This window comes from Marinobacter sp. (assembly GCF_039977835.1).
Taxonomy (GTDB): Bacteria; Pseudomonadota; Gammaproteobacteria; order Pseudomonadales; family Oleiphilaceae; genus Marinobacter.
In genome coordinates, this window is record NZ_JBDWCL010000041.1 from 1 (window position 1) to 3,480 (window position 3,480).

The window sequence follows — 3,480 nt, forward strand, 5'->3', positions numbered from 1 at the left end:
AGTCCGCTATCGCGGCCTTGCCAAGAACAACAACCGGCTGCATTTGCTAGCCGCGTTCAGCAACCTGCTGATTGGTGAAAAATACATGCTGGCGCAGGGCCAGTGCGCCTGTTTTCCGCCAAAATGGCGGGAAACAGGCAAAAAACACACAAATAACGGGAAAATAGACATGATGTTTTGACCTGCCCGTCCTCAACGATCGTGGGTTATTGTTGAGGACGGAAAGAAACCAACAGCAGAGCCACTTTGAGGAGGGCAGGTCATGAATGAGTTTAAACCAGAAGCGTCCCGAATCGATACTGTTGCAGCGAGGCTGGAACTACCCGCGCAGGAATGTTACGCCGCGTATGTGGGCCTGGACGTCCACAAGGAAACGATTGCGGTGGCGGTGGCCGAACCTGGTCGGCAGGAGCCCCGCTCCGAAGGTGAGATTGCCAACCGCCCGAAATCGATTGATAAGCTTGTGCGTCGCCTGAGTGAGCGGTTTGGTGGTGGTGTCTTACAGTTTGTGTATGAGGCGGGGCCCTGTGGCTATGGCCTGTATCACCAGCTCGCCGGTACCGGACATATTTGTGAAGTGGTGGCGCCGTCGCGCATTCCGAAAGCGGCAGCGGAGCGGATCAAGACTGACCGCCGGGATGCATTGAAGCTGGCCCGCCTTGCGCGCAGCGGCGATCTGACGCCGGTCTGGGTGCCCGGCCCGGAGCAGGAAGCGATGCGGGATCTGACTCGTGCTCGTGGTGATATGAAAGTCCAGGAACGCAAGGCCCGCCAGCAACTGAGCGCTTTTGTGCTGCGTCACGGTCACGCTTGGCCCGCGGGCAAGAAGCGCTGGACGCAGGCCCACTACACATGGCTGGAGTCGCTGAAATTTACGCACGACTGGCAGCAGGTGGTACTGCAGGAGTATGTCGATGCGGTGAAGGCGGCGACGCAGCGAGTGGCGGATCTAAGGGCACAGATGGAACGGGCGTTGGCGCAGTGGTCCCTGGCACCGGTGGTGGAGGCTCTGGTCGCGCTACGGGGGATCGACACACTTGCGGCCATGGTATTGCTGGCCGAACTGGGGGATATCTCCCGCTTCGACTCGCCCCGCCAGCTTATGGCATTTCTGGGACTGGTACCAAGCGAACACAGCAGTGGCGGGAGACGTCGCCAGGGCGGCATCACGCTCACGAGCAATGGTCATGCCCGGCGGATGCTGGTCGAGTCAGCCTGGAGTTACCGCTTCCCGGCGCGCCAGACGAAACACCTCAAGCGTAAAGCGGCCCCAGCGTCAGAGGCCACGAAGAGGATCGCCTGGCAGGCCCAGAAACGGCTTTGCGGTCGCTACCGGGATCTCATCCAGGCGGGCAAGAACAGCAAGCTGGTATGTGTGGCGATTGCAAGGGAACTGGCAGGCTTTATCTGGGCAGTCGTCCGGGAAGAAATGCCGAAGGTTCGCAGTGCCGCGAACGCCGGATGAACCCTCAAAAACCAGCAACAGGCATAGGATGAGGTGAAGAGGCACGTTGAGTCAGGGCAGGGTCAGGCCGGTGTGGAGAACCCTTGAGGACACTAAACCGGCAGTGGCCGGGAATCCGCCCAAAGGCGGTTCCGGTCGCTGATCCCTGCTACTAGAGAAAGGCCAGCTCCGCGACGTAGTGAAGTCAGGTCGGTAACCAATCCACGTATATCAGTATGATCCACCGTCGCAAACTGCCTGGCCGTGCTCTGACCCAACGTGCTTAACCGGAGGTGTAACAACGAACATTGTGCAACCATTTGACAGGTCAAAACATATCGGTGTCTGAATCTTCGATTTTTTACCGGCTGAAACCAGGATCGACAAAATCAGCGGTTATTCAGACCTTCCTTAAAGCCTCATCGCCTGGAGGCCTTTAAGCTCTCAACCGATCCCCGGCCGCCACACCAAACACTCGCTGTCGGCTCATGATCTCCAGCTCGTGGCGAACCAGCTCCGGGTTCCGTGGATCATCAAGAACGGAGGCCAGGCGTTGAGTGAGGCGATGCTGTTTGTCGATTTCTCGCAAGAGCAACAGACCGGCATCGGATGTGATGTGGCCTCCAGAGAAGTCGGCTTCAATCTGGTGGCGAAACAGTGGCGTGAAGGTCAGTTTTTCAGGTACCATTTTAGGAAATCCAGGTTAATACAGGCTCAATTCGGATATTGAGTGGAGGTATTGTATTTGAAGAAATCAGAACGAACACGGAAGCGCATTCTTGACGCTGCAGCACATTGGCTTACTCACAAAGGGTTGGCCGCGACCAGCCTTCGGGAGCTCGCCGAAGAAACCAATATACGTACGGCAAGCATCTATTATTATTTTGAATCCAAGGATGCGCTTGTGGAGGAGGTTCTGAGGATTGGGATTGAGGTCGTTCACCAGAGCGTCAAGGAAAGGGTTGAGATGCTCGGGGAGGAGGTCAGCTTTCAGCAACGCATCGAAACTGCGATCACGGCACACTTGTATGCTCTGTTAATGCATGGGAACTATACGTCGGCTCATATTTTGAATTACTCTTTCGTGTCATTGGATATTCGCCAACGGGTGCTCAAGGTGCGGCGTGAGTATGGTGAATATTGGCAAGACCTCTTAGAACAGGCACAAAAAGCCGGTGATATCGCCCCTTATGTTGATCTTGGGCTGCTGCGATTATTTTTGATAGGCGCCCTCAATTGGTCCGTAGAATGGTTCGACGCAGAGGTGAAATCCGTCGAGCGCCTCGCCAAGGATTGCTGTAAAATGATTTTCAACGGAATTAGTGGGCACTCGACCTCCGCTGGTGTCACTAGACATGATGTTTTGACCTGCCCGTCCTCAACAATAACCCACGATCGTTGAGAACGGGCAGGTCAAAACATCATGTCTATCCTGACGGTGGCAGCGCCTGGCTCAAGATGGGATTACCGGACGTGTATGGACTCAAGCACTCTGTTTGATCACGATAAGGTACGACTGCCTACGTGTATCCGGTCTCTATAATGATGCCCTGTATATGAGCATCGGACCCTGATGGGCTATTCGCATGCTGGTTCCCAAACGCTTACACGAGCTTGTGGGCTCCTCGTCCGGTAGGGGGTTTCCCAGCATCGGTTCTACCTGGTCGCCATCAATCAAACTGCTCTGCAATCGTGGTGGTCTTCTCCTTAAAGTTTGCCGGAGTGGTTCCTTCTCAATTTATAGCGCTGCTGCTGCGAGCCTTGAATCAAATTCCATGTCATGGCGAACCAGCGCCCAAGCCATCCGTGCCGTTTTGTTTGCCAACGCCACCGTGGATACATTGGCATGCTTCCGCGCCCGTAGTGCTTTGATCCAATGACTTATTCAGAGTCTCCCTAGTGTGCCTTAACAAAAGTTCGTCTTATTATTCAGCTTATCGGAAAGACGAGCGATTGATGCAATGATTTGATCCGCTGTTTTGCGCCAGATAAAAGGTTTGGGATCGTCGTTGTATCTTGCCAGGTAGTCTTTAATG

The 3,480-nt window shown here is 54.9% G+C and carries 3 protein-coding genes and 1 pseudogene; 3 read left to right on the forward strand and 1 reads right to left on the reverse strand.

The window, feature by feature from the left end:
* A partial coding sequence (locus ABJM11_RS12065; protein ID WP_348293553.1) for a hypothetical protein occupies positions 1–181 on the forward strand: 181 nt, incomplete at its 5' end.
* A gap of 81 nt (positions 182–262) precedes the next feature.
* A complete protein-coding gene (locus ABJM11_RS12070) occupies positions 263–1,465 on the forward strand; it encodes an IS110 family transposase (protein ID WP_348293555.1) in 1,203 nt (400 codons plus the stop codon).
* A 433-nt stretch (positions 1,466–1,898) separates the two neighbouring features.
* On the opposite strand, the pseudogene ABJM11_RS12075 reads toward ABJM11_RS12070, so the two are convergent.
* Positions 1,899–2,132 (reverse strand): annotated as a pseudogene (locus ABJM11_RS12075) (transposase); the annotation flags it as partial.
* A 57-nt stretch (positions 2,133–2,189) separates the two neighbouring features.
* Here ABJM11_RS12075 and ABJM11_RS12080 point away from each other — a divergent pair.
* Positions 2,190–2,846 (forward strand): TetR/AcrR family transcriptional regulator, encoded by a 657-nt coding sequence (locus ABJM11_RS12080; protein WP_348293556.1) that lies wholly within the window; start codon positions 2,190–2,192, stop codon positions 2,844–2,846.
* Positions 2,847–3,480 lie beyond the last annotated feature (634 nt).

Coding starts and splice junctions, on each gene's coding strand:
- ABJM11_RS12070 (WP_348293555.1), top strand. CDS start 263: ATGAATGAGTTTAAACCAGAAGCGTCCCGAATCGATACTGTTGCAGCG.